The sequence below is a fragment of the Nocardia sp. NPDC052566 genome (assembly GCF_044547285.1).
Taxonomy (GTDB): domain Bacteria; phylum Actinomycetota; class Actinomycetes; order Mycobacteriales; family Mycobacteriaceae; genus Nocardia.
Genome location: NZ_JBIUAF010000007.1, coordinates 126,172 through 143,501, shown reverse-complemented (window position 1 = coordinate 143,501; position 17,330 = coordinate 126,172). Strand labels below are relative to the sequence as shown.

The following is a 17,330-nucleotide window of genomic DNA, read 5'->3' as shown; positions in this document are numbered from 1 at the left end:
TGGTTCTGGTAGATCCCAGGTCAGCCGCTACGAGGCGGCGGATGACGATACGAGGAGAACATCACCATGCGTGCAGGCCCACTCATGGTCGCGGGCGCGACAGCGGCCGCGGTAACCCTGCTCGGCGCGGGCGTCGCCGCCGCCGAGCCCGCCACCACCATGCCGGACGACGGCCTCTATCTCGTCGGCGTCGATATCTTCCCCGGCATCTGGGAGGCGCCTGGCCCACAGGATCCCGCGCACGGTTGCGACTGGCGCAGGCTGTGGAAGGTGGAGGGCGACAACACCGATATGAACTACATCATCGGCAACAACTACACCCGCCTGAGCCCGGTCCGGGTGGAGATCAAGGCGAAGGACGTGGCATTCAAGACGGTGAACTGCGGCGCCTGGCATCTCGTGCCGCCACCACCGCGCACCGGCTCGTTCGGCGGCTGACTCGCCAGTAAGGTCGCCCCATGACGAGGAACAGGATTCTGATCACCGGGGCGAGCGCCGGACTCGGCGCGGCCATGGCGCGCGACTTCGCGGCCAAGGGCCGCGACCTGGCGCTGTGCGCCCGGCGGTTGGACGCGCTCGAGGCACTGCGCACCGAGCTCACCGCCGCGCATCCGGGGATCACCGTCGCGGTGCGCGCGCTCGACGTCGACGACCACAAGGCCGTGCCGGAGGTGTTCGACGAGCTACGCGACGAGCTCGGCGGCGTCGACCGGGTGATCGTCAACGCGGGTATCGGCAAGGGCGCGGTCATCGGCAGCGGCCGGGCCGACGCCAATCTGGCCACCGCGACAACGAATTTCGTGAGCGCGCTGGCGCAGACCGAGGCCGCGATGGCGATCTTCCGCGCCCAGAATTCCGGGCATCTGGTGCTGGTGTCCTCGATGAGCGCCGTACGCGGGCTGCCGGGAAAGAAGGCCGCCTATTCGGCGAGCAAGGCCGGGCTCGCCGCGCTCGGCGAGGCGCTGACGGTGGAATTGGCGACATCGCCGATCGCGGTCACCACGCTGTTGCCCGGATTCATCGCCACCGATATGGCCGCGAAGGCGGGCGATGCGCGCATGGTCGCGCCGCTGGACAAGGGCGTCGCCGCGATGGTGGACGCGATCGAGCGGGAGAAGGCCCGCGCGTGCGTGCCCGGCTGGCCGTGGCGGCTGATCGACCTGGTACTTCCCCATCTGCCCGCGGCACTCGTCAGCCGCATGGGGTGAGTTCGGCCTCGGCACCGGGCCACGACCGAGTGAAAAGTCGTGGCCCACGCCACTTTCGAGTGCTGATAATTTGCTGAAATGTCCGAGTTTATGATTTGTTAACGCGCTTCACTTCTTATTGACATTTCCTTTGCGGGCTATGTTACTCATCTGTAATAAACCACAGCGAACCTTCAGGAAGGTTCGTATCGATGAGCCGCGCCGGCTCGAGCCCCTCGGGCCCGAAGGTGCTCCTGCTGATGAGGAAGTTCGAAGTACATGCAGATCAAGAAGTTCGCCGCTGCGTCCATGCTGGTCATCGCGGCCGTCGGCATCTCGAGCGGGACCGCGTACGCCCAGCCCGCGCCCGCCCCTGCCCCGGGGACGACGATCCAGACCGACATTCTGCCCGGCATCCACTACACCGCGAATGTCGTCGACAATTCGGTGGTACTCAAGACCGATGCCGGATCGCTGACCACTCAGGGCACCCAGTTCCAGGTGCTCGATAATGCCGGAAACATGGTTGCCGGAGTGCCGCTGACCTACCTCAAAGACGGTATGGAATGGCCGATCGCGGCCCAGATCGACGGCAACACCGCGACTTTCACGCCCAGCACCGATCCGGCGACGGCCCACCCGGCCACCATGCTGAAGCCGGTCGACGCCAAGACCATCGGCTCGGTCGACTTCAACACCGCCCTCGGCCTCGCGGCCACCCAGTTCGGCCTGGCCACCGCCATCGGCACCCTGGTCGGCACCATCGTCGGCGCGGTGCTCGGCTGTGTCGCCGGTGCGATCGTCGGCATGCCCGCGCTGTTCCTCGGCGGCCCGATCGGCATGTGTATCGCGGGCGCCTCGGCCGGTATCGCGCTCGGCGCGGCCGCGGGCATGGTGATCGTCGGCGTGCCGGTCGGCATCGCCAGCGCGATCCAGTTCTTCAGCACGGTCTACGGCTCGTAGCGCCACGACCCCGAGGCCAGGCGCGTGATCCGTCACGCGCCTGGCCTCGGCCCCATCAGCGGCGCAGGTCCGCGAGGTAGGCGTTGTACGCGGCCAGTTCCGCGTCGCCGCTGCGGTTCTCGCGCTCCCTGCTCGCCGCCGAACGCTCCTCGTCGCGCCGCCACCGGATGGCGAAGACCACCACGATGACGAACGCGATCGGCTCACCGTAGGACCAGGCCAGCGCGCCGGCCAGCTGCTGATCCGCCATGGGATCGACGCCCCACCCGGCGGGCGGATGGGCGAACCGCTCGATCATCGGCGAGGTCGCCATCATGATGATCACGCCGAAGAACGCGTGCAGCGGCATCTCCAGGAACAGGTCGAAGAACCGGCCGATATTGGTCTGGCGCACCGGAAGTGGGCCGGTGGACAGCACCGGGACGATGAACAGGATGCCGGAGGCGAGGAAGAACAGCTCGAGCCCGAGATGGCCGATCGTCGACGCGCCGACCACGTCGACGATCGAGGTGAGGTACACGCCGTAGTAGCTGAACAGGAACAGCGAGATGGTCACCGGATGGCTCAGCAGAATGCGCGCCGGGCGGCCGCGCAGCGCGCCGAGTGCGAGCCGCAGCACCCATCGGCCGAGCCCGTGATGCGGGACCGCGCGCAGCAGCAACACCCCCGGAGAGCCCAGCACCAGCAGCGGCGGGATCGCGATGGACAGGGTCAGGTGCTGAAACATCCACGCGCTGAACAGGGTGTAGCCGTAGCCCTCGATGGCGAGGCCGGTGACGACGAGCAGCAGCGCGCAACCACCGAGGAAGCAGGCACTACGCCACCACGGCCACGGTCGGCCGATCCCGCGCAGTCGGCGCAGGCCGAGTCCGTAGGCCAGCGCGGCGAGTATCGCGAGCGCGGGCAGCAGCGGGATCGGTTGCGGATACCAGGCCAGCATCGCGCCCAGCGAGGGCGGCGCGGTCGGGATATGCGCCACTCCGGCCAATATCATTGCGTCACACCTGGATTCGACCTATCCGAGGCCTCGGGAGCGGGATCGACGCCGACCCAGCGCGGCACGCATTCGCACATAAGCATCCGACCATACGTGAAGTACGTAGCTGGTGCGTAGATAGGCAACGGGATCGTGAGCCAGGCCACAGCGCGACGGTGCCGTCGAAAACCCGCCGGAGCCCGTGCGGCCGCGCTGCTGAACTGGGCTTCGTGTCCACGGTTCGCACTACTCCCCCACCTACTCCCACCACTCCCCGGCCACTGACGGGCTGGCTCGCGGCGCTTTCGGTGACCGTCGCGATCTTCTCGATCGTCACCACCGAGATCATGCCGATCGGGCTGCTCACCTCGATCGCGGGCGATTTCGCCATCTCCGAGGGGCGGGCCGGGCTGATGATGACGATGCCCGGCCTGGTCGCCGCGATCGCGGCACCGGTGGTCACCCTCGCGACGGCGCGCACAGATCGGCGAAAGATGCTGTGCCTGTTCATATTTCTGCTCGTCCTCGCCAACGCGCTTGTCGCCGTCGCGCCGCAGTACTGGGTGGTGCTGGTGTCGCGGGTGCTGATCGGTGTCACCGTCGGCGGCTTCTGGTCGATCGCGGCCGGGCTGGCCGAGCGCCTCGTCGGCGCGGCGGCGGCCGGGCGGGCGAATGCGGTGATCTTCTCCTCGGTGCCGCTCGGCTCGGTGATCGGCGTGCCCGCGGGCACCTTCCTCGGTGAGATCGCGGGCTGGCGGGCGACCTTCGTGGTCGTCGGCGCGCTGTCGGCCGTGGTGCTGGTGCTGCTGCTGGTCTTCCTGCCGCCGCTGCCCGCGGGGCGGACGACCAGAGTGGCGGTATTGCGCGCCCTCCTGCGCGGGATCAATACGCGGTTCGCGCTGGCGATGACCTTCCTGATCGTGCTCGCGCACTTCGGCGCCTACACCTACGTGACGCCGTTCCTGGAGCAGGTCACCGGCGTCGGGCCGGGAGCGATCACGGTGCTGTTGCTGGTCTACGGCGTCGCGGGCGTCCTCGGCAACTTCCTCGGCGGCGGCGCCATCACCCGGTGGCCGCGCGGCGCGTTCGCGGCGGCCGCGGCCATGATCGCCGGATCGGTGCTGGTGCTGCCCGTCCTCGGCCGAGGGGAATGCGGAGCGCTGGCGATGCTTGTCGTCTGGGGTGTCGGCTACGGCGCGGTGCCGGTGTCCACGCAGACCTGGTTCGCGAAGGCGGCGCCCGAGGCGCCGGAGGCGGCGGCGGTGCTGTTCACCGCGTCGTTCCAGGCGACTCTCTCGCTCGGCGCGCTGACCGGTGGCGTCGTCGTCGACCACGGCTCGCCGTCCACGGTGCTGCTCGCCGCGGGAGCGATCGCGACACTGGTGATCCTCGCCGCCGCCGCGCATCGGGCATGCGGACTGCGCTGGCCGGATCGAATCGCATTACCGCGGAAGTAATCGCCTGACCGCGGGCGGTCGGGCAAGATGCGATCATGATCGACGAAGCGGGCACGAAGCTGTTCCACCAGTCCATGCCGTTCACCGAGAAGCTCGATGTCGAGGTGCTCGAACACGGACCGGACGTGGTGCGAAGCAGAATCGCCTGGCACGAATCGCTGTGCACGCTCGGCGGGGTCATGCACGGCGGAGTGCTCATGTCGCTTGCGGATTCGACCGCCGCCGTCTGCGCGTTCCTCAATCTGCCCGAGGGCAAACACGGGACGACGACGGTCGAATCGAAGACCAACTTCCTCAGGGCGGTGCGGTCCGGATACGCGACGGCGACGGCGCGGCCACTGCACGCGGGACGGACGTTCATCGTTGTGGAAACCGAAATACACGACGACGCAGGCAAACTCGTCGCCAAGGTGACGCAAACCCAAGCGGTGCTGTAGTTCTCACAGCCGTCCTCCGTTTCACGGCGCGACATGTCTTGCGTCAGCAGTGCTGTTGGGAGTTGGAGGAGGCGTGCCTTCGGATCGTCCTGGTCACTCACTTCACCAAGGTGAACTGCACGACGTCCAAATGCCCGCTGCGGAAGTAGGACGCGCAGCCGGTGAGGTACTTGATATACCGCTCGTACACCTGCGTCGAGGTGAGCCGCACCGCCTCCGCCCGATGCTCGGCCAGCGCCTGCGCCCACAGGTCGAGGGTGCGCGCGTAATGCGGGCGCAGCGCCTGCATCCGTTCGGTACCGAACCCGGCGCGACCGGCCGAGCGGGTGACCTCCGCGGGCTGCGGAAGCTGCCCGCCCGGGAAGATCTCCCGCTTCATGAAGATGTGGAACAGCGCGGCGTCGCGGGTCACGGGAATATTCATCCGCCGCAGGTCGTTCAACGTATGGCCGATGATCGTGTGCAGCAACATCCGCCCGTCCTGGGGCAGTATCCGATAGCACCGGTCGAAGAACTCCGAGTAGCGATCGCGCCGGAAATGTTCGAAGGCGCCGATGCTCACCACCCGGTCGACCCGGCCCTCGAACTCCTCCCAGCCCTGGAGCCTGACCTCCGCACCGGTCAGGCCGAGCCGATCGATCGCGGCGGCCACATGCTCGTACTGGTTGCGGCTCAACGTGAGTCCGAGCACCTGCGCGCCATAGCGCTGGGCGGCGCGCACCATCGTCGCGCCCCAACCACACCCGATATCCAGCAGGCGCATACCCGGCTGTAGATCCAGTTTGCCGAGCGCGAGGTCGATCTTGGCCAGCTGCGCCTGCTCCAGGGTGAGATCGTCGCGTTCGAAATAGGCGCAGCTGTAGGTCATCGACGGGTCGAGGAACAGCCGGTAGAAGTCGTCGGAGACGTCGTAATGCGACTGCACGTCCCGGTAGAAGGGCTGGAGGTCGGCCATGGCGAAACTCCTGTACTCGCGGGGTACACACAGGTACGGACGACCACGCCGGGCGGTTCATGCTTGCGCAACCCACAGCGAGGCCGTACTCTCGGCCATGTCCGGCTAGTGGACGCAGGTAATTCCTCCCACCGGCCATTCATCCCTCCCGTTTCCGCACGACCATCCGCATCTGTAGTGGATTCGTCACCGGAACCGGATCGGGATTCCTCCCCGCGGCGCGTCGGATCGCGCCGCATGTCACGGCAGTTCGCCGAATCAATCACCCGCACGCACTCCACACCCATTCACCCGAAGGAAACACCATGACTACCAACGAATCTCCCAACAAGACACCCGAAGCGACACGGCAGGTCCGTTCCGTATCGGGCGTCCTCGACACCTCCGAAGGGCGCGGCGCGACACTGCGGGTCGACGGCTACCTGCCGAGCCCCGACGACGTCTATGTCTCGCCCCGCCTGATCCGCGAATTCGGTTTGCGCCGTGGCGACTACCTCACCGGCACCGCGCAGGACGCGGCGGGCGACAAGCGGGATCCACTGATCACCATCGAGGCTGTCAACGGCCAGGACCCGGACCGCGCGGTGCATCGCCCGCACTTCGCCGACCTCACCCCCGTCTATCCCGACGAGCGGCTGCGGCTCGAAACCGAACCGCACGCGCTCACCACCCGGGTCACCGATCTGGTGATGCCGATCGGCAAGGGCCAGCGCGCCCTCGTCGTCGCGCCACCCAAGGCGGGTAAAACCTCTGTGTTACAAGCGATCTCGTATGGCATCGCGAAGAATCACCCGGAATGCGAGCTGATGCTCGTGCTCGTCGGTGAGCGGCCCGAAGAGGTCACCGATCTGTCCCGCGCCGTGCCCGCCGACGTCGCGGCCGCCACCTTCGACCAGACGCCGCGCGAGCACATCGCGCTCGCCGAACTGGCCATCGAACGCGCCAAGCGCCTGGTCGAACAGGGCCGCGACGTCGTGGTCCTGCTCGATTCGCTGACCAGGCTCGCCCGCGCCTACAACCTGGCCGCTCCCGCGTCCGGCCGCGTCCTCTCCGGTGGCGTCGACGCCACCGCGCTGGCACCGCCCAAGAAATTCCTCGGCGCCGCCCGCAATATCGAGAACGGCGGCTCGCTCACCATCATCGCCACCGCACTGGTGGAGACCGGCTCCATGGCCGACACGGTGATCTTCGAGGAGTACAAGGGCACCGGCAACGCCGAACTCAAACTCGACCGCGCCACCGCAGGCCGGCGCGTCTTCCCCGCCGTCGACCTCGCCCAGTCCAGCACCCGCAAAGACGAGCTACTGCTCACCCCCGACGAGCTCGCCGCCACCCATCTCCTGCGCCGCACCCTCGCGGGCGTCGACCAGCAACGCGCCATCGACGTCCTCCTCGACGGCCTGCGCAAGAACAAGACCAACGCCGCCTTCCTCGCCCAACTGACCCATTAAGCCGACCTTAAGCGTCTCCCTAGCCCTCCCCCGCATATTGGGTACAAGCCCGATCGGGCCTGTACCAGGAGGGGGGTACAGGGCCGATCGGGCAAACGTATGGATCACGCCAGGTCACGGGCCCGCGGCCAGACGTCGGCAAGTGCGAGCAGCTGCCGCAGTTCGGTATCGAAATCGTTTGCGTTCAGCGGGATTCGGTGCCGATCATGGGCAACGGCGAGTGGGATACCCGCGCGGCGAGCCGGTATCGCACGTGCGAGCCGCATGGCGTAATCCTCACTGTTCCCACCGGATTCGGTCCGGGTTGTGACGGGCGCCGCCGACAGGTAGGGCCCGAGATGTAGCAGCGCATCACGGATCTCGACGATCATGCGCAGTAAACGCGCATCGGTGCCGGTCGTCGGGTCATCTGGTCGATGCAGCACGATCTCGGGCACGGCCGCCGTCAAGTCGCGCCACAGTGGACGCAGTCGACGACAGGTCCGGCCTGCCCGATTCAGATTCGTTCGCTCGAGCAGCACGACAACCACGGGTACGGCGAAGACTGTCGCGGAAAGAGCGACGCACAAGGTCAGTACCCATTCGATCCGCACCAGGTGCGGGCCGAGGATCGGCACCGAGCGGCCCACGATCACCTCGAACACAGTGCTGACCAGTATCATCGCGACGGCCCCATTGGCGACGATCAGTCCGCCACAGAGGAATTTCAGCCGGGTCGAGATCGAATCGACCCGCAGTTCGCGGATCCACATCCGAGCGAGCAGCGAGCCGTTCACTGCCACCGGAAGCCCGAACGCGAGACCGACGACGATACCTGGCACATCGAGACGAAGATCCGCCGATGCGCCGTCGCTGCCTGCCGTCATCCCGGCGAGCAGCAGGGCGACCATCGCCGCCGCGGCAATGCGGTGGCAGAAACGCAGTCGCGCAACCATTTCCGCATCGCCACCCGCCTGCCAGTACCAGGCGATCAGGTAGAAATGCATGGTCGCCATCACGATGCAGCCCAACGCGAGTTGATGCATCGGGCTGGTAACGCTCAGTACCGCCGTGCACCGGTAACACAGCAGTGCCGCGAGGCCCCAGAACCCGAGCCGGTTGATCAAGAGGTCGAAGGTCGAGCCGGCGATGAGCAACAATCGGCTCGCCAGGATGACGACGAGGTAGCCGATCACCGACCACGCGATCGGACCGGGAATCGGCAATATCGGCAACGCATTGTCCTTATCCGAAACTCATACCTGGCTGGAGAGTACCGGCTCGGCCGATCCCGCAACGAATCGCGCGCAGCCAATCTGCAAATCATGGGCAAATATCCGAAAGCCCTGCGGCGGACCGGGTTACGGTACGCCGCAGGGCAACGTCGGGCCGCTCAGCCGAGAACGACCAGCGCGCACGCGGCGAGAAAGACGAGTTGCACCACGGTGCGCAGCGGCAGCGGCATCGTCTTGACGCCGGTGCCCGCGCGGTAGGCGCGCACGTTTGCCGGGAACATCACCAGCAGCAGGACGAACAGGCACGCCGCGGCGACCCGGGGGAACGGCGGGATGAGCAACCCCGCCGCGCCCGCCAGTTCCAGCACGCCGGTGAGCGTGACCATCGCCGCGGCGTTGGGCAGTTGCGGTGGAACCATGGCGATGAGCGCGCCGCGCTTCGGCTGGGTGAAGTGCGCGCTGGCGGTGAGCGCGAACATCGCGGCGAGCCCGAGCGCCGTGGCATGCGGCCACGAGTCGAGCCACGCGATGTCGCCGAGCCAGCCGACGAGGCGGGTGAGTCCGGTTACGACGGCGAGTACGAGCAGCGGGGCCATCGGATTCTCCTGAGGGTCGATCAATCTTGACAGTGGCTAGATTACGTCCGATCTCGCAAACTTGTCAATGGCTAGATTGCGGGCCATGATCGAGGCATGGCGAAGACCGGTTATCACCACGGCGATCTGCGGGCCACCATCCTGGCGGCGGCGGCCGAGCAGATCGCGACGGACGGCGTCGACGCCGTCTCACTGCGCGGGCTGGCCCGCCACGCGGGCGTCTCCCATGCCGCACCCGCCCACCACTTCGGCGACAAGAGCGGGCTGCTGACCGCACTCGCCATCGAGGGCTTCGAACGGCTCGCCGCCGAACTGGCGGCGGCGGGACCCGACTTCCGCGAGGTGGCGGTCGCCTACGTCCGGTTCGCGCTGCGCAGCCCCGGCCACTTCGACGTGATGTTCCGGCGCGATCTGCTGCACGCCGACGACGAGCGCCTCGCCGCCGCGCGCACCGCGGCGGGCGCCGCGCTGCGGTCGGGCGCTGCCGAGGAGCAGCCCGATCAGGCGCCGCGCCGGCAGCACGCCACCCAGCTGGCCGCGTGGTCGCTGGTGCACGGCTTCGCCGCGCTGTGGCGCGAAGGGGCACTGGAGAATTCGCCGCTCAACGAGGCCGGGGATCCGGAAGCGCTGGCGCGCGGAATGATCGCCACGGTCCGGTTCGATTGACCTATCCGAGTACGGATTCCACGCGGCGGCGGTCCTCGTCGGTCACCGGGCGCTGGATCACCAGCAGCAGATCGGGATCCTCGACCAGGCGGGACTGGTAGAGCTCCAGGCTGATCAAGCCCGCCTCGGGATGCTCGACCCCGATGACGGCGGGCCGGAAGTCCTGCACCGGATACTCCGACCACCACCGGCGGAATTCGTCGCTCACCGCGGACAGGCCACCGACGATGGCCTGCAACCGCGGATCATCGGGGCGACGGCCGACCACCGCGCGGAACTGGCTGAGCACCGCGCGGGCGGCGGGCTCCCAGCGCTGCATCATGGCGCGGTTGCGCGCATCGGTGAACACCCACCACAGCAGGTTCCTGCGCTCGGCGGCGAAGCCGTCCGGATCGGTGCGTATCCGGCGGAAGGCCTCGTTCCACACCACGAAGTCGAACCAACTGTCGTGCACCACCGCGATATTCGGCGACATCGCGTCGACGAGCCGCTGCAGCCGCAGCGTCGATTGGAGCAGCGGATGGTCCACGATCGGATCCGGCAGACCGGCCAGCCTGCGCAGATGCCGGTGCTGCACGGCATCGAGCCGCAGCGCCCGCGCCAGCGCGTCGACCACCTGCGGGCTCGCGGTGATCTTGCGGCCCTGCTCCAGCCAGGTGTACCAGGTCATGCTCACACCGGCGAGCTCGGCGACCTCCTCGCGGCGCAGCCCGGGGGTGCGCCGGCGGCCCGGCACCAGATCCGCGGGCAGGCCGACGTCGGCGGGATGCAGCCGCGACCGGTGCGCACGCAGGAAGGCAGCGAGTTCGGCGCGATGCGTATCAGTCATGAAATCCCTTGTGAATAGCAGTATCGGTACCAGGACCGGGCCGCTACCCGTCTCTAACGTCGTTCTCACGAGATGACCGCGCACACGGTCACCACTACTGAGGAGCATGACATGACTGGCGGCACAGGACCGGTTCTGGTGATCGGCGCGACCGGGCAGCAGGGCACCGCAACCTCCCGGCAACTACTCGAACGTGGTTGGCAGGTACGCGCTTTCGTTCGCGATCCGGAATCCGCCGCCGCACTGGCACTGCGCGACGCCGGCGCCGAACTCGTCGCCGGCGACCTCGACGACCACGCCTCGCTGCGGGCGGCGATGGACGGCGCCCACGGCGTATTCCTGATGCTGACGATGATGACCGGGGTGCACATCACCGACGCGGGCATCGAAGCCGAAAAGCGCCGCGGCGCAGCCGTTGCCGAGCTCGCGAAGGAATCCGGCATCGCGCACCTGGTGTACACGTCGCTGAAAGGTGCGGGCGAGGACACCGGTGTGCCGTACTACGCCGCGAAGAAATTCATCGAGGCGCGGATCGCCGAACTCGAACTGCCCGCCACGGTGCTGCGTCCGACCTTCTTCATGGACAACTTCAACTCGTTCAACCGGCCCGTCGTGGTCGACGGCGAGCTGGTGCTGAATCTCGCTGTGCGGCCTGATATTCCGATGTCGCTCATCTCGGTCGCCGATATCGGCGCCTTCGCGGCCATCGCCTTCGATCGGCCGGACGAGTTCCTCGGCAGGACGGTGGCGCTGGCGGGCGACCGGCTCACCCCGCCCCAGATCGCCGAAACACTCGGCAGGGTGGCCGATCTGCCCGCCCGCAGCAACGAGGTGCCCAACGAACAGGTCGCCGCCTTCGACGAGAACGTCGGCAAGATGTTCGCCTACTTCAACGGGGGCACCGATACAGCGGTCGATACCGCGGCGCTGCGGGTGCACCACCCCGATCTGCTTTCGCTCGAATCCTGGTTGCGCGCTACGAGTTGGAAGCCGTGAGGCCGCTGACCGTCCGCGACCGCAGCGCCGCACCGGCGCACGCGGTCGCGACCAGGAGCAGGGACAGCCAGGCGAACCAGTCACCCAGCCGGGTGTAGAGGGTTCCGCTCGCCGTGACGGGGACGACGGCGAGCACCGACCTGGTCACCGTGATATCGGTGCGCGCCGAGCCGGCGATCCGGCCGCGCGCATCGCTGGCGACGATTTCACCCAGCTGCGGCGAACGGGCGATGCCGACACCGCTTTCGATGCCGCGCATGATCGCCATCCGGCTGTGCAGCCAGTAGTCGTCGACGAAATCCAGCGCGGGCACCAGTAGCAGGGTGGCGCCGCGACGCTGGTTGTCGCGGACCAGGCCGGGGCGGTCGAGATCGAAACATACTGCCAGCGCCCATGGTTCACCGGGAATCCGCCGATAGGCCGTGCCCGGCGTGAACTCGTCCTCCAGGCCCGGGATCAGGAAGTGCTTGGCGTAGCGCACGCCGGAGGGGTAGTCGATCGCGGCGTTGCTGACGACACCGCCGCTGGTGAGCGCCACCCCCGCGACCACATGGACATTGCGGCGCGTTGCGACCTCGGTGAGCGGCGCCGACAGCAGCGGCAGCGTGGATTCGTCGGCACGCCAGGACTTTTCGGGGAGCACCACCGCCCGCGCGCCCTGGTCGGCGAGCCGCTCCACCTCGGCAACGACGCGGGTCACCATATCGCGGCCTTCGGGCGAACCGACCGGGACGTAGTCCTCGGGCTGTGCGACCGCGACGAGCCCTACCCGCACGCTGTCCTTCTCCTCCGGCATCGCCAGGCGCCAGCCGCCGAAGGCCGCGACCGCGAGCAGTACCACGGCGGTCGCACTGCCCGACCGGATCCGTTGTGCCCGTGTCACATTCGGCGCGGTGATCACGGCGACCGCGGCGGGGACGAGCAGGACGAGGAAGGTGATCCCCCACGGCCCGGTCAGCGCGGCCGACTGGATCAGCAGCGATACATCCGACTGGGTATAGGCGACGCTCCACCACGCGCCGAACGGACCGCCCACCGAGAGCAGGTATTCCACTGCCACCCAGCCCGCGGGCAGTGCGAGCACCGCGAGGCCGGGGCGGCCGCGCCGGAGCAGCGCGCGCGTCAGCGCGACGAGCCCGCCGTAGGCCACCGCGGCGCCGCCGATCATCAGCACGCCGACCAGCGGCGGCAGTTGGATGGTTTCGCGGTAGTACGACCACATCTGGAGATCGCCGAGCAGCCACGACAGCGCTCCCGCGCCGAAGGCGATGCTCGCCGATGTGCGAAAGGCGATGGCCAGCACCGGCAATGGCGCCAGCACGGCAAGTCCGGCGAGTGGATGCAGCCCGGTGCCGAAGTGCCACAGCACCGCCGACACCAGGATCGCCGCCGCGACGATCAGGTAACGCTTCATGTAACTGATGGTCGCCGCGCACCGGGTCCGGCCGCATCGCCGACGCGGGCGAACCTCCCCTCCCCCGCACGAGCGATTCGTCAGGTGCGGCCTGGAACGACCAGGCCTCCCTCGTAGGCGAAGACGACGGCCTGAACCCGATCGCGCACACCGAGTTTGGCGAGCACCGAGCTGATGTGGGTTTTCACGGTGTGCTCGCTGACGACGAGCGCGGCCGCGATTTCCGCGTTGGACAGGCCGCGGGCCAGGTGGCGCAGCGTCTCGCTTTCGCGATCGGTCAACGCCGCCAGCTGTTTCGCCAATTCGGGACGCGGCTGCCCGCGCTTGGTCAGGTCCTCGATCAAGCGCCGCGTCACCGTCGGCGCGAGCAGCGCCTCGCCCGCGGCGACCACCCGGACCGCCTCGACCAGCTGTTCGCGCCGGACGTCCTTGAGCATGAATCCGCTCGCACCGGCCAGCAGCGCGTCGTACACGTACTCGTCGAGTTCGAACATGGTCAGCACCAGCACTTTCGCATCGGTTTCCGAGCGGATGCGCCGGGTGGCGGCGATGCCGTCGAGGCGCGGCATGCGCACGTCCATCACCACCACGTCGGGCGCGGACGCGTTCGCCTGCGCGACGGCGGCCAGCCCGTCGGCGGCCTCGCCGACCACGGTGATATCCGGCTCGGCGTCCAGGATCATGCCGAATCCGGTACGGAACAGTTCCTGGTCGTCGACGACGAGAACACGCATGCTCAACTCCCCTGTGCGATGGGTAATTCGGCGGCGACCGTGAATCCGGCCGCCGCGCTCCGGCCTTGGTGCAGCGTGCCGCCGCAGCCGATGACGCGTTCGCGCATGCCGAGCAGCCCGTGCCCGCCGGATGCGCCCGCGGTAGCGCCGATTCCGTTGTCGCTGACGCGCACGGTGAGCCGATCGTCGGACCAGCCGAGCGCCACCGTGACCTCGGTCGCCCGCGCGTGTTTGCCGGTATTGGCCAGCGCCTCCTGCACCACGCGGTACGCGGTGACCCCGACATCGTCGGAAACCGGTCTACGCCAACCGGATTCGTCGATGACGGCGTTGAGCCCGGTGCGCCGCGACAGCGCGACCAGATCGGCGATCGCCTCGATGCCCGGTTGATGTCGCGGATCACCGTTCTCACCCCGCAGTGCGCCGAGACTGCGGCGCAGCTGATCGACGGCGGCGCGGCCCGCGTCGGCGATCTCGGCGAAGGTGGCATCGGCCCGTGCCGGATCCCGATGGGTGAACAGCGGGCCCATCTCGGCCTGTACGATCATCACGCCCACCGAATGCGTGACGATGTCGTGCATATCGCGCGCGATGCGCAACCGCTCCCGGTCGACCGCGGCAACCCGTTCCTCGTCGAGCCTGCGTGCGCGTTCCTCGAGCATCTCGATCCGCGCCCTGCGCGCACGCACGCCGGTGCCGAGCGCCCACGCGGTGACAAACGACATCGCCGCGTAGCCATAGGAATCCGGGCTCTCGTTCGGGACGATCAGCGAGATCAGCACGCCGGCACTCGCCGCGATCAGCGCGCCGCGGCGGCGCATCGGCGGGCTGTAGGCGGCAATCGTGTACGCGCACACGATGGTTCCGTACGGCAGCGCGGGCAGCGCGTGCAGCATGGCGAGCACGGTGATCGCCGGTCCGACCACCCACAGCACCAGCACCGGCGCGCGGCGGCGCCACCACACCGGCACGGAGGCGAGCAGCGACAGCGCGAGCACCCACCACGGTCGGCCCGCGAACATGACGGGCCCCGCCGATGCCGCCGTGACCGCACCGGTCAGTACGACATCGACCAGGCGCGGCGGGAAGCCCTCCAGCCGATCGAGCACCCGCCGGGCGATATCGTCGACGGCCCGCGCCGCCCGGCCCGCTTCCCCACGAAGATCCATAGTGAGGCCAAGTTTCTCCCCCTGTCGAGCAAACCCGCCTCACCCTCCAGGGGGATACGCACCTCACTCGGCAGAGCCACGCACGCCTAGCTATTCGGCATCGCGGTATTCAGCATCGCGCCGATCGCGGTCGTGACCTCACGCGCCAATGCGGCGTCGACCGGTGCGTGATGGCTCAGCATTCGGTACCACATGGCCCCGAAGGCGAAATCCACGACGAGGTCGAGCGGCACCGTCGCGGTGAGGTCGCCCGCGTCGACGCCGTCCTGCAGTAGCGCCCGCAATACCGCGCGTCGCGGACCGATCACGGTGTCCTGCAGTCGTTTCGACAACTCGGGATCGCGCTGCGCGTCCGCCATCAGTCCGACGAGCGCCTGCCCGGTCACCTTGCGCGCCAGTTCGAATGTGGTGCGCAGCAGCAGTTCCACCGCGCCGAGCACATCGGCCGACGCCGGTGGCGCGAGTTCGGCCCGATGCTCGTTGCCGACGTCGATCAGCGCCTCCAACAGCACCGACGCCTTGTCCGGCCACCAGCGGTACACGGTCTGCCTGCCGACACCGGCGGTATCGGCGATCGACTTGATGGTCAGGTCCTGATATCCGTCGCGCGCACAGAGCTCGAGCGCGGCGCGCAGGATCGCGCGCCTCGCGTCCTCGCTGCGCGGTCGTCCCCGGGGTGCTGTCATGCGGATCACTTTACAAGACACTGTGCCTCGAATATATTAACGAGGCACAGTGGTTCGAAATTATGGAGGAAGTCATGAGCAACCGTGTCGTCATCGTCGGGGGCACCTCGGGCATCGGCCTGGCCACCGCACGCAGGCTCGCGGCACACGGCGCGGAGGTTGTCATCGCGGGCCGTGATCAGCAGCGACTGGCGAGCGCGCTGGCGGAACTCGGGCCGGGCGTCACCGGCCGCGCCGTGGACGCACGCGACGAAAGCGACCTGGCCCGCCTGTTCTCCGAGGTGGGCGAGGTCGACCATGTCGTGGTCACCGTGACCGGCCCGTCCGGTACCACGCCGTTCCGCGAGATCGCCCTCGAACAGCTGAGCACCCACGTCTCCGGCAAGCTGCTGCCGCACGTCGCCACCATTCAGGCGGCGCTGCCGCACCTGGCGCCGGGCGGCTCGATCACCCTCGTGTCGTCGGCGTCCGCGGGCGGCTCGATTCCGGCAACGGCGGCGCTCGCCGCGGTGAATGCCGGTGTGGAGGCGCTGGTTCCGGTGCTCGCGGTCGAGTTGGCGCCGGTGCGGGTGAACGCCGTCGCGCCGGGCGTCATCGATACCGAGTGGTGGAACTTCCTGCCCGATGACGCACGCGCGGAGGTGTTCTCGTCGCTGGCTGCGGCGACCCCCGTCGGCCGGATCGGCACCGCCGACGATATCGCGCAGGCCATCGAATTCCTGGCGGGCAACGGCTTCACCACCGGCATCGTGGTGCGGGTCGACGGCGGCGCGCGCTTGGGTGCGCCCAAGTAGCGGGCGCACCGCGGATCACAGCGGCGTGACGTAGGCGCCCGCGATACCGCCGTCGACCATGAACTGCGAGGCGGTGATGAACGAGGCGTCGTCGCTGGCGAGGAAGGCCACGGCGGCGGCGATCTCCTCGGGTTCGGCGAAGCGGCCGACCGGCACGTGCACCAGGCGGCGGGCCGCGCGCTCGGGATCCTTGGCGAACAGCTCCTGCAGCAGCGGGGTGTTCACCGGGCCGGGGCACAGCGCGTTGACCCGAATCCCCTGGCGCGCGAACTGAACTCCCAGTTCCCTGCTCATCGACAGCACCCCGCCCTTGGAGGCGGTGTAGGAGATCTGCGAGGTCGCCGCGCCCATCACCGCGACGAACGAGGCGGTGTTGATCACCGAGCCCTTACCGCGCTCGAGCATGTGCTCGATGGCGTACTTGCTGCACAGATAGACCGAGGTGAGGTTGACCTCCTGCACCCGCCGCCACGCGTCGAGGCCGGTGGTGAGGATCGAATCATCGTCCGGCGGCGAGATTCCCGCGTTGTTGAAGGCGATGTCCAGGCCGCCGTAGGTGTCGACGGCGGTCTGGAACATCGCACGCACCTGCGCCTCGTCGGTGACGTCGACCTGTGCGTACAGTCCGCCGACCTCGGCGGCCGCCTTCTCGCCCGAGGTCGGGTCGATATCGGCGACAACGACTTTCGCGCCCTCGGCGGCGAAGCGGCGGACCGTGGCGAGGCCGATGCCACTACCACCGCCGGTGACCACGGCGACACGACCCTCTAAGCGCTGCACAGCATCTCCTGTTCGGTTGATCGGTG

18 protein-coding genes and 1 pseudogene are annotated in these 17,330 nt (G+C 68.3%); 9 read left to right on the top strand and 10 right to left on the bottom strand.

The window, feature by feature from the left end; all coding sequences use genetic code 11:
• Positions 1 to 66 precede the first annotated feature (66 nt).
• The 3 genes from ACIG5A_RS35325 (at position 67) to ACIG5A_RS35315 (ending at position 2,150) form a co-directional block, all read left to right on the top strand.
• Positions 67 to 438, top strand: coding sequence for a hypothetical protein (locus tag ACIG5A_RS35325; RefSeq protein WP_397248285.1), 372 nt, complete (start codon positions 67 to 69; stop codon positions 436 to 438).
• Positions 439 to 458: 20 nt separating this feature from the next.
• Positions 459 to 1,208, top strand: coding sequence for an SDR family oxidoreductase (locus ACIG5A_RS35320; RefSeq protein ID WP_397248283.1), 750 nt, complete (start codon positions 459 to 461; stop codon positions 1,206 to 1,208).
• Positions 1,209 to 1,466: 258 nt separating this feature from the next.
• Positions 1,467 to 2,150, top strand: coding sequence for a hypothetical protein (locus ACIG5A_RS35315; protein ID WP_397248281.1), 684 nt, complete (start codon positions 1,467 to 1,469; stop codon positions 2,148 to 2,150).
• 55 nt (positions 2,151 to 2,205) lie between these two features.
• Here the strand turns inward: ACIG5A_RS35315 and ACIG5A_RS35310 are convergent, their stop codons facing one another.
• Positions 2,206 to 3,144, bottom strand: coding sequence for a cytochrome c oxidase assembly protein (locus ACIG5A_RS35310; RefSeq protein WP_397248279.1), 939 nt, complete (start codon positions 3,142 to 3,144; stop codon positions 2,206 to 2,208).
• Positions 3,145 to 3,356: 212 nt separating this feature from the next.
• Between ACIG5A_RS35310 and ACIG5A_RS35305 the strand changes: the two genes are divergently transcribed.
• Positions 3,357 to 4,583, top strand: coding sequence for an MFS transporter (locus ACIG5A_RS35305; protein WP_397248277.1), 1,227 nt, complete (start codon positions 3,357 to 3,359; stop codon positions 4,581 to 4,583).
• Positions 4,584 to 4,618: 35 nt separating this feature from the next.
• Complete coding sequence (locus tag ACIG5A_RS35300; RefSeq protein WP_397248275.1) at positions 4,619 to 5,020, top strand: PaaI family thioesterase; 402 nt, start codon at positions 4,619 to 4,621, stop codon at positions 5,018 to 5,020.
• 97 nt (positions 5,021 to 5,117) lie between these two features.
• On the opposite strand, the gene ACIG5A_RS35295 is transcribed toward ACIG5A_RS35300, so the two are convergent.
• A complete protein-coding gene (locus tag ACIG5A_RS35295; RefSeq protein WP_397248273.1) occupies positions 5,118 to 5,975 on the bottom strand; it encodes a cyclopropane mycolic acid synthase family methyltransferase in 858 nt (285 codons plus the stop codon).
• A gap of 353 nt (positions 5,976 to 6,328) precedes the next feature.
• Here ACIG5A_RS35295 and ACIG5A_RS35290 point away from each other — a divergent pair.
• A pseudogene (locus ACIG5A_RS35290) lies at positions 6,329 to 7,426 on the top strand (transcription termination factor Rho, short form); the annotation flags it as partial.
• A gap of 104 nt (positions 7,427 to 7,530) precedes the next feature.
• Here the strand turns inward: ACIG5A_RS35290 and ACIG5A_RS35285 are convergent.
• Positions 7,531 to 8,640 (bottom strand): MAB_1171c family putative transporter, encoded by a 1,110-nt coding sequence (locus ACIG5A_RS35285; protein ID WP_397248271.1) that lies wholly within the window; start codon positions 8,638 to 8,640, stop codon positions 7,531 to 7,533.
• 158 nt (positions 8,641 to 8,798) lie between these two features.
• Positions 8,799 to 9,236: a hypothetical protein gene (locus tag ACIG5A_RS35280; RefSeq protein ID WP_397248269.1), complete on the bottom strand. Its 438-nt coding sequence runs from the start codon at positions 9,234 to 9,236 to the stop codon at positions 8,799 to 8,801.
• Between the two features lie 96 nt (positions 9,237 to 9,332).
• Here ACIG5A_RS35280 and ACIG5A_RS35275 point away from each other — a divergent pair, with 96 nt between their 5' ends.
• Positions 9,333 to 9,902, top strand: coding sequence for a TetR/AcrR family transcriptional regulator (locus tag ACIG5A_RS35275; RefSeq protein ID WP_397248267.1), 570 nt, complete (start codon positions 9,333 to 9,335; stop codon positions 9,900 to 9,902).
• A gap of 1 nt (position 9,903) precedes the next feature.
• Here ACIG5A_RS35275 and ACIG5A_RS35270 read toward each other — a convergent pair whose 3' ends face one another.
• Entirely contained in the window at positions 9,904 to 10,731 is an 828-nt protein-coding gene (locus ACIG5A_RS35270) for a helix-turn-helix transcriptional regulator (protein WP_397248265.1), read from the bottom strand.
• Positions 10,732 to 10,842: 111 nt separating this feature from the next.
• Between ACIG5A_RS35270 and ACIG5A_RS35265 the strand changes: the two genes are divergently transcribed.
• Complete coding sequence (locus tag ACIG5A_RS35265; protein WP_397248263.1) at positions 10,843 to 11,727, top strand: NmrA/HSCARG family protein; 885 nt, start codon at positions 10,843 to 10,845, stop codon at positions 11,725 to 11,727.
• Here the strand turns inward: ACIG5A_RS35265 and ACIG5A_RS35260 are convergent.
• The 4 genes from ACIG5A_RS35260 to ACIG5A_RS35245 form a co-directional block, all read right to left on the bottom strand.
• Positions 11,708 to 13,141, bottom strand: coding sequence for a hypothetical protein (locus ACIG5A_RS35260; protein ID WP_397248261.1), 1,434 nt, complete (start codon positions 13,139 to 13,141; stop codon positions 11,708 to 11,710). The two genes, ACIG5A_RS35265 and ACIG5A_RS35260, sit on opposite strands and share 20 nt — an antisense overlap.
• A gap of 80 nt (positions 13,142 to 13,221) precedes the next feature.
• Positions 13,222 to 13,881, bottom strand: coding sequence for a response regulator (locus ACIG5A_RS35255; RefSeq protein ID WP_397248259.1), 660 nt, complete (start codon positions 13,879 to 13,881; stop codon positions 13,222 to 13,224).
• Positions 13,878 to 15,044, bottom strand: a complete 1,167-nt coding sequence (locus ACIG5A_RS35250; protein ID WP_397248257.1) for a sensor histidine kinase — start codon at positions 15,042 to 15,044, stop codon at positions 13,878 to 13,880. Before ACIG5A_RS35250 ends, ACIG5A_RS35255 begins: the two co-directional genes overlap by 4 nt.
• Before the next feature lie 86 nt (positions 15,045 to 15,130).
• Complete coding sequence (locus tag ACIG5A_RS35245; protein ID WP_397248255.1) at positions 15,131 to 15,730, bottom strand: TetR/AcrR family transcriptional regulator; 600 nt, start codon at positions 15,728 to 15,730, stop codon at positions 15,131 to 15,133.
• 74 nt (positions 15,731 to 15,804) lie between these two features.
• Between ACIG5A_RS35245 and ACIG5A_RS35240 the strand changes: the two genes are divergently transcribed.
• A complete protein-coding gene (locus tag ACIG5A_RS35240; protein WP_397248252.1) occupies positions 15,805 to 16,524 on the top strand; it encodes an SDR family oxidoreductase in 720 nt (239 codons plus the stop codon).
• 15 nt (positions 16,525 to 16,539) lie between these two features.
• On the opposite strand, the gene ACIG5A_RS35235 is transcribed toward ACIG5A_RS35240, so the two are convergent.
• Entirely contained in the window at positions 16,540 to 17,325 is a 786-nt protein-coding gene (locus ACIG5A_RS35235; protein ID WP_397249407.1) for a 3-oxoacyl-ACP reductase, read from the bottom strand.
• Positions 17,326 to 17,330 lie beyond the last annotated feature (5 nt).

What these genes read in the sequence shown, in the direction of transcription:
- ACIG5A_RS35310 (WP_397248279.1), bottom strand. Translation starts at nt 3,144, where the DNA reads ATGATATTGGCCGGAGTGGCGCATATCCCGACCGCGCCGCCCTCGCTG.
- ACIG5A_RS35245 (WP_397248255.1), bottom strand. Translation starts at nt 15,730, where the DNA reads ATGACAGCACCCCGGGGACGACCGCGCAGCGAGGACGCGAGGCGCGCG.
- ACIG5A_RS35315 (WP_397248281.1), top strand. Translation starts at nt 1,467, where the DNA reads ATGCAGATCAAGAAGTTCGCCGCTGCGTCCATGCTGGTCATCGCGGCC.
- ACIG5A_RS35275 (WP_397248267.1), top strand. Translation starts at nt 9,333, where the DNA reads ATGGCGAAGACCGGTTATCACCACGGCGATCTGCGGGCCACCATCCTG.
- ACIG5A_RS35240 (WP_397248252.1), top strand. Translation starts at nt 15,805, where the DNA reads ATGAGCAACCGTGTCGTCATCGTCGGGGGCACCTCGGGCATCGGCCTG.
- ACIG5A_RS35295 (WP_397248273.1), bottom strand. Translation starts at nt 5,975, where the DNA reads ATGGCCGACCTCCAGCCCTTCTACCGGGACGTGCAGTCGCATTACGAC.
- ACIG5A_RS35300 (WP_397248275.1), top strand. Translation starts at nt 4,619, where the DNA reads ATGATCGACGAAGCGGGCACGAAGCTGTTCCACCAGTCCATGCCGTTC.
- ACIG5A_RS35270 (WP_397248265.1), bottom strand. Translation starts at nt 10,731, where the DNA reads ATGACTGATACGCATCGCGCCGAACTCGCTGCCTTCCTGCGTGCGCAC.
- ACIG5A_RS35250 (WP_397248257.1), bottom strand. Translation starts at nt 15,044, where the DNA reads ATGGATCTTCGTGGGGAAGCGGGCCGGGCGGCGCGGGCCGTCGACGAT.
- ACIG5A_RS35265 (WP_397248263.1), top strand. Translation starts at nt 10,843, where the DNA reads ATGACTGGCGGCACAGGACCGGTTCTGGTGATCGGCGCGACCGGGCAG.
- ACIG5A_RS35280 (WP_397248269.1), bottom strand. Translation starts at nt 9,236, where the DNA reads ATGGCCCCGCTGCTCGTACTCGCCGTCGTAACCGGACTCACCCGCCTC.
- ACIG5A_RS35320 (WP_397248283.1), top strand. Translation starts at nt 459, where the DNA reads ATGACGAGGAACAGGATTCTGATCACCGGGGCGAGCGCCGGACTCGGC.
- ACIG5A_RS35260 (WP_397248261.1), bottom strand. Translation starts at nt 13,141, where the DNA reads ATGAAGCGTTACCTGATCGTCGCGGCGGCGATCCTGGTGTCGGCGGTG.
- ACIG5A_RS35325 (WP_397248285.1), top strand. Translation starts at nt 67, where the DNA reads ATGCGTGCAGGCCCACTCATGGTCGCGGGCGCGACAGCGGCCGCGGTA.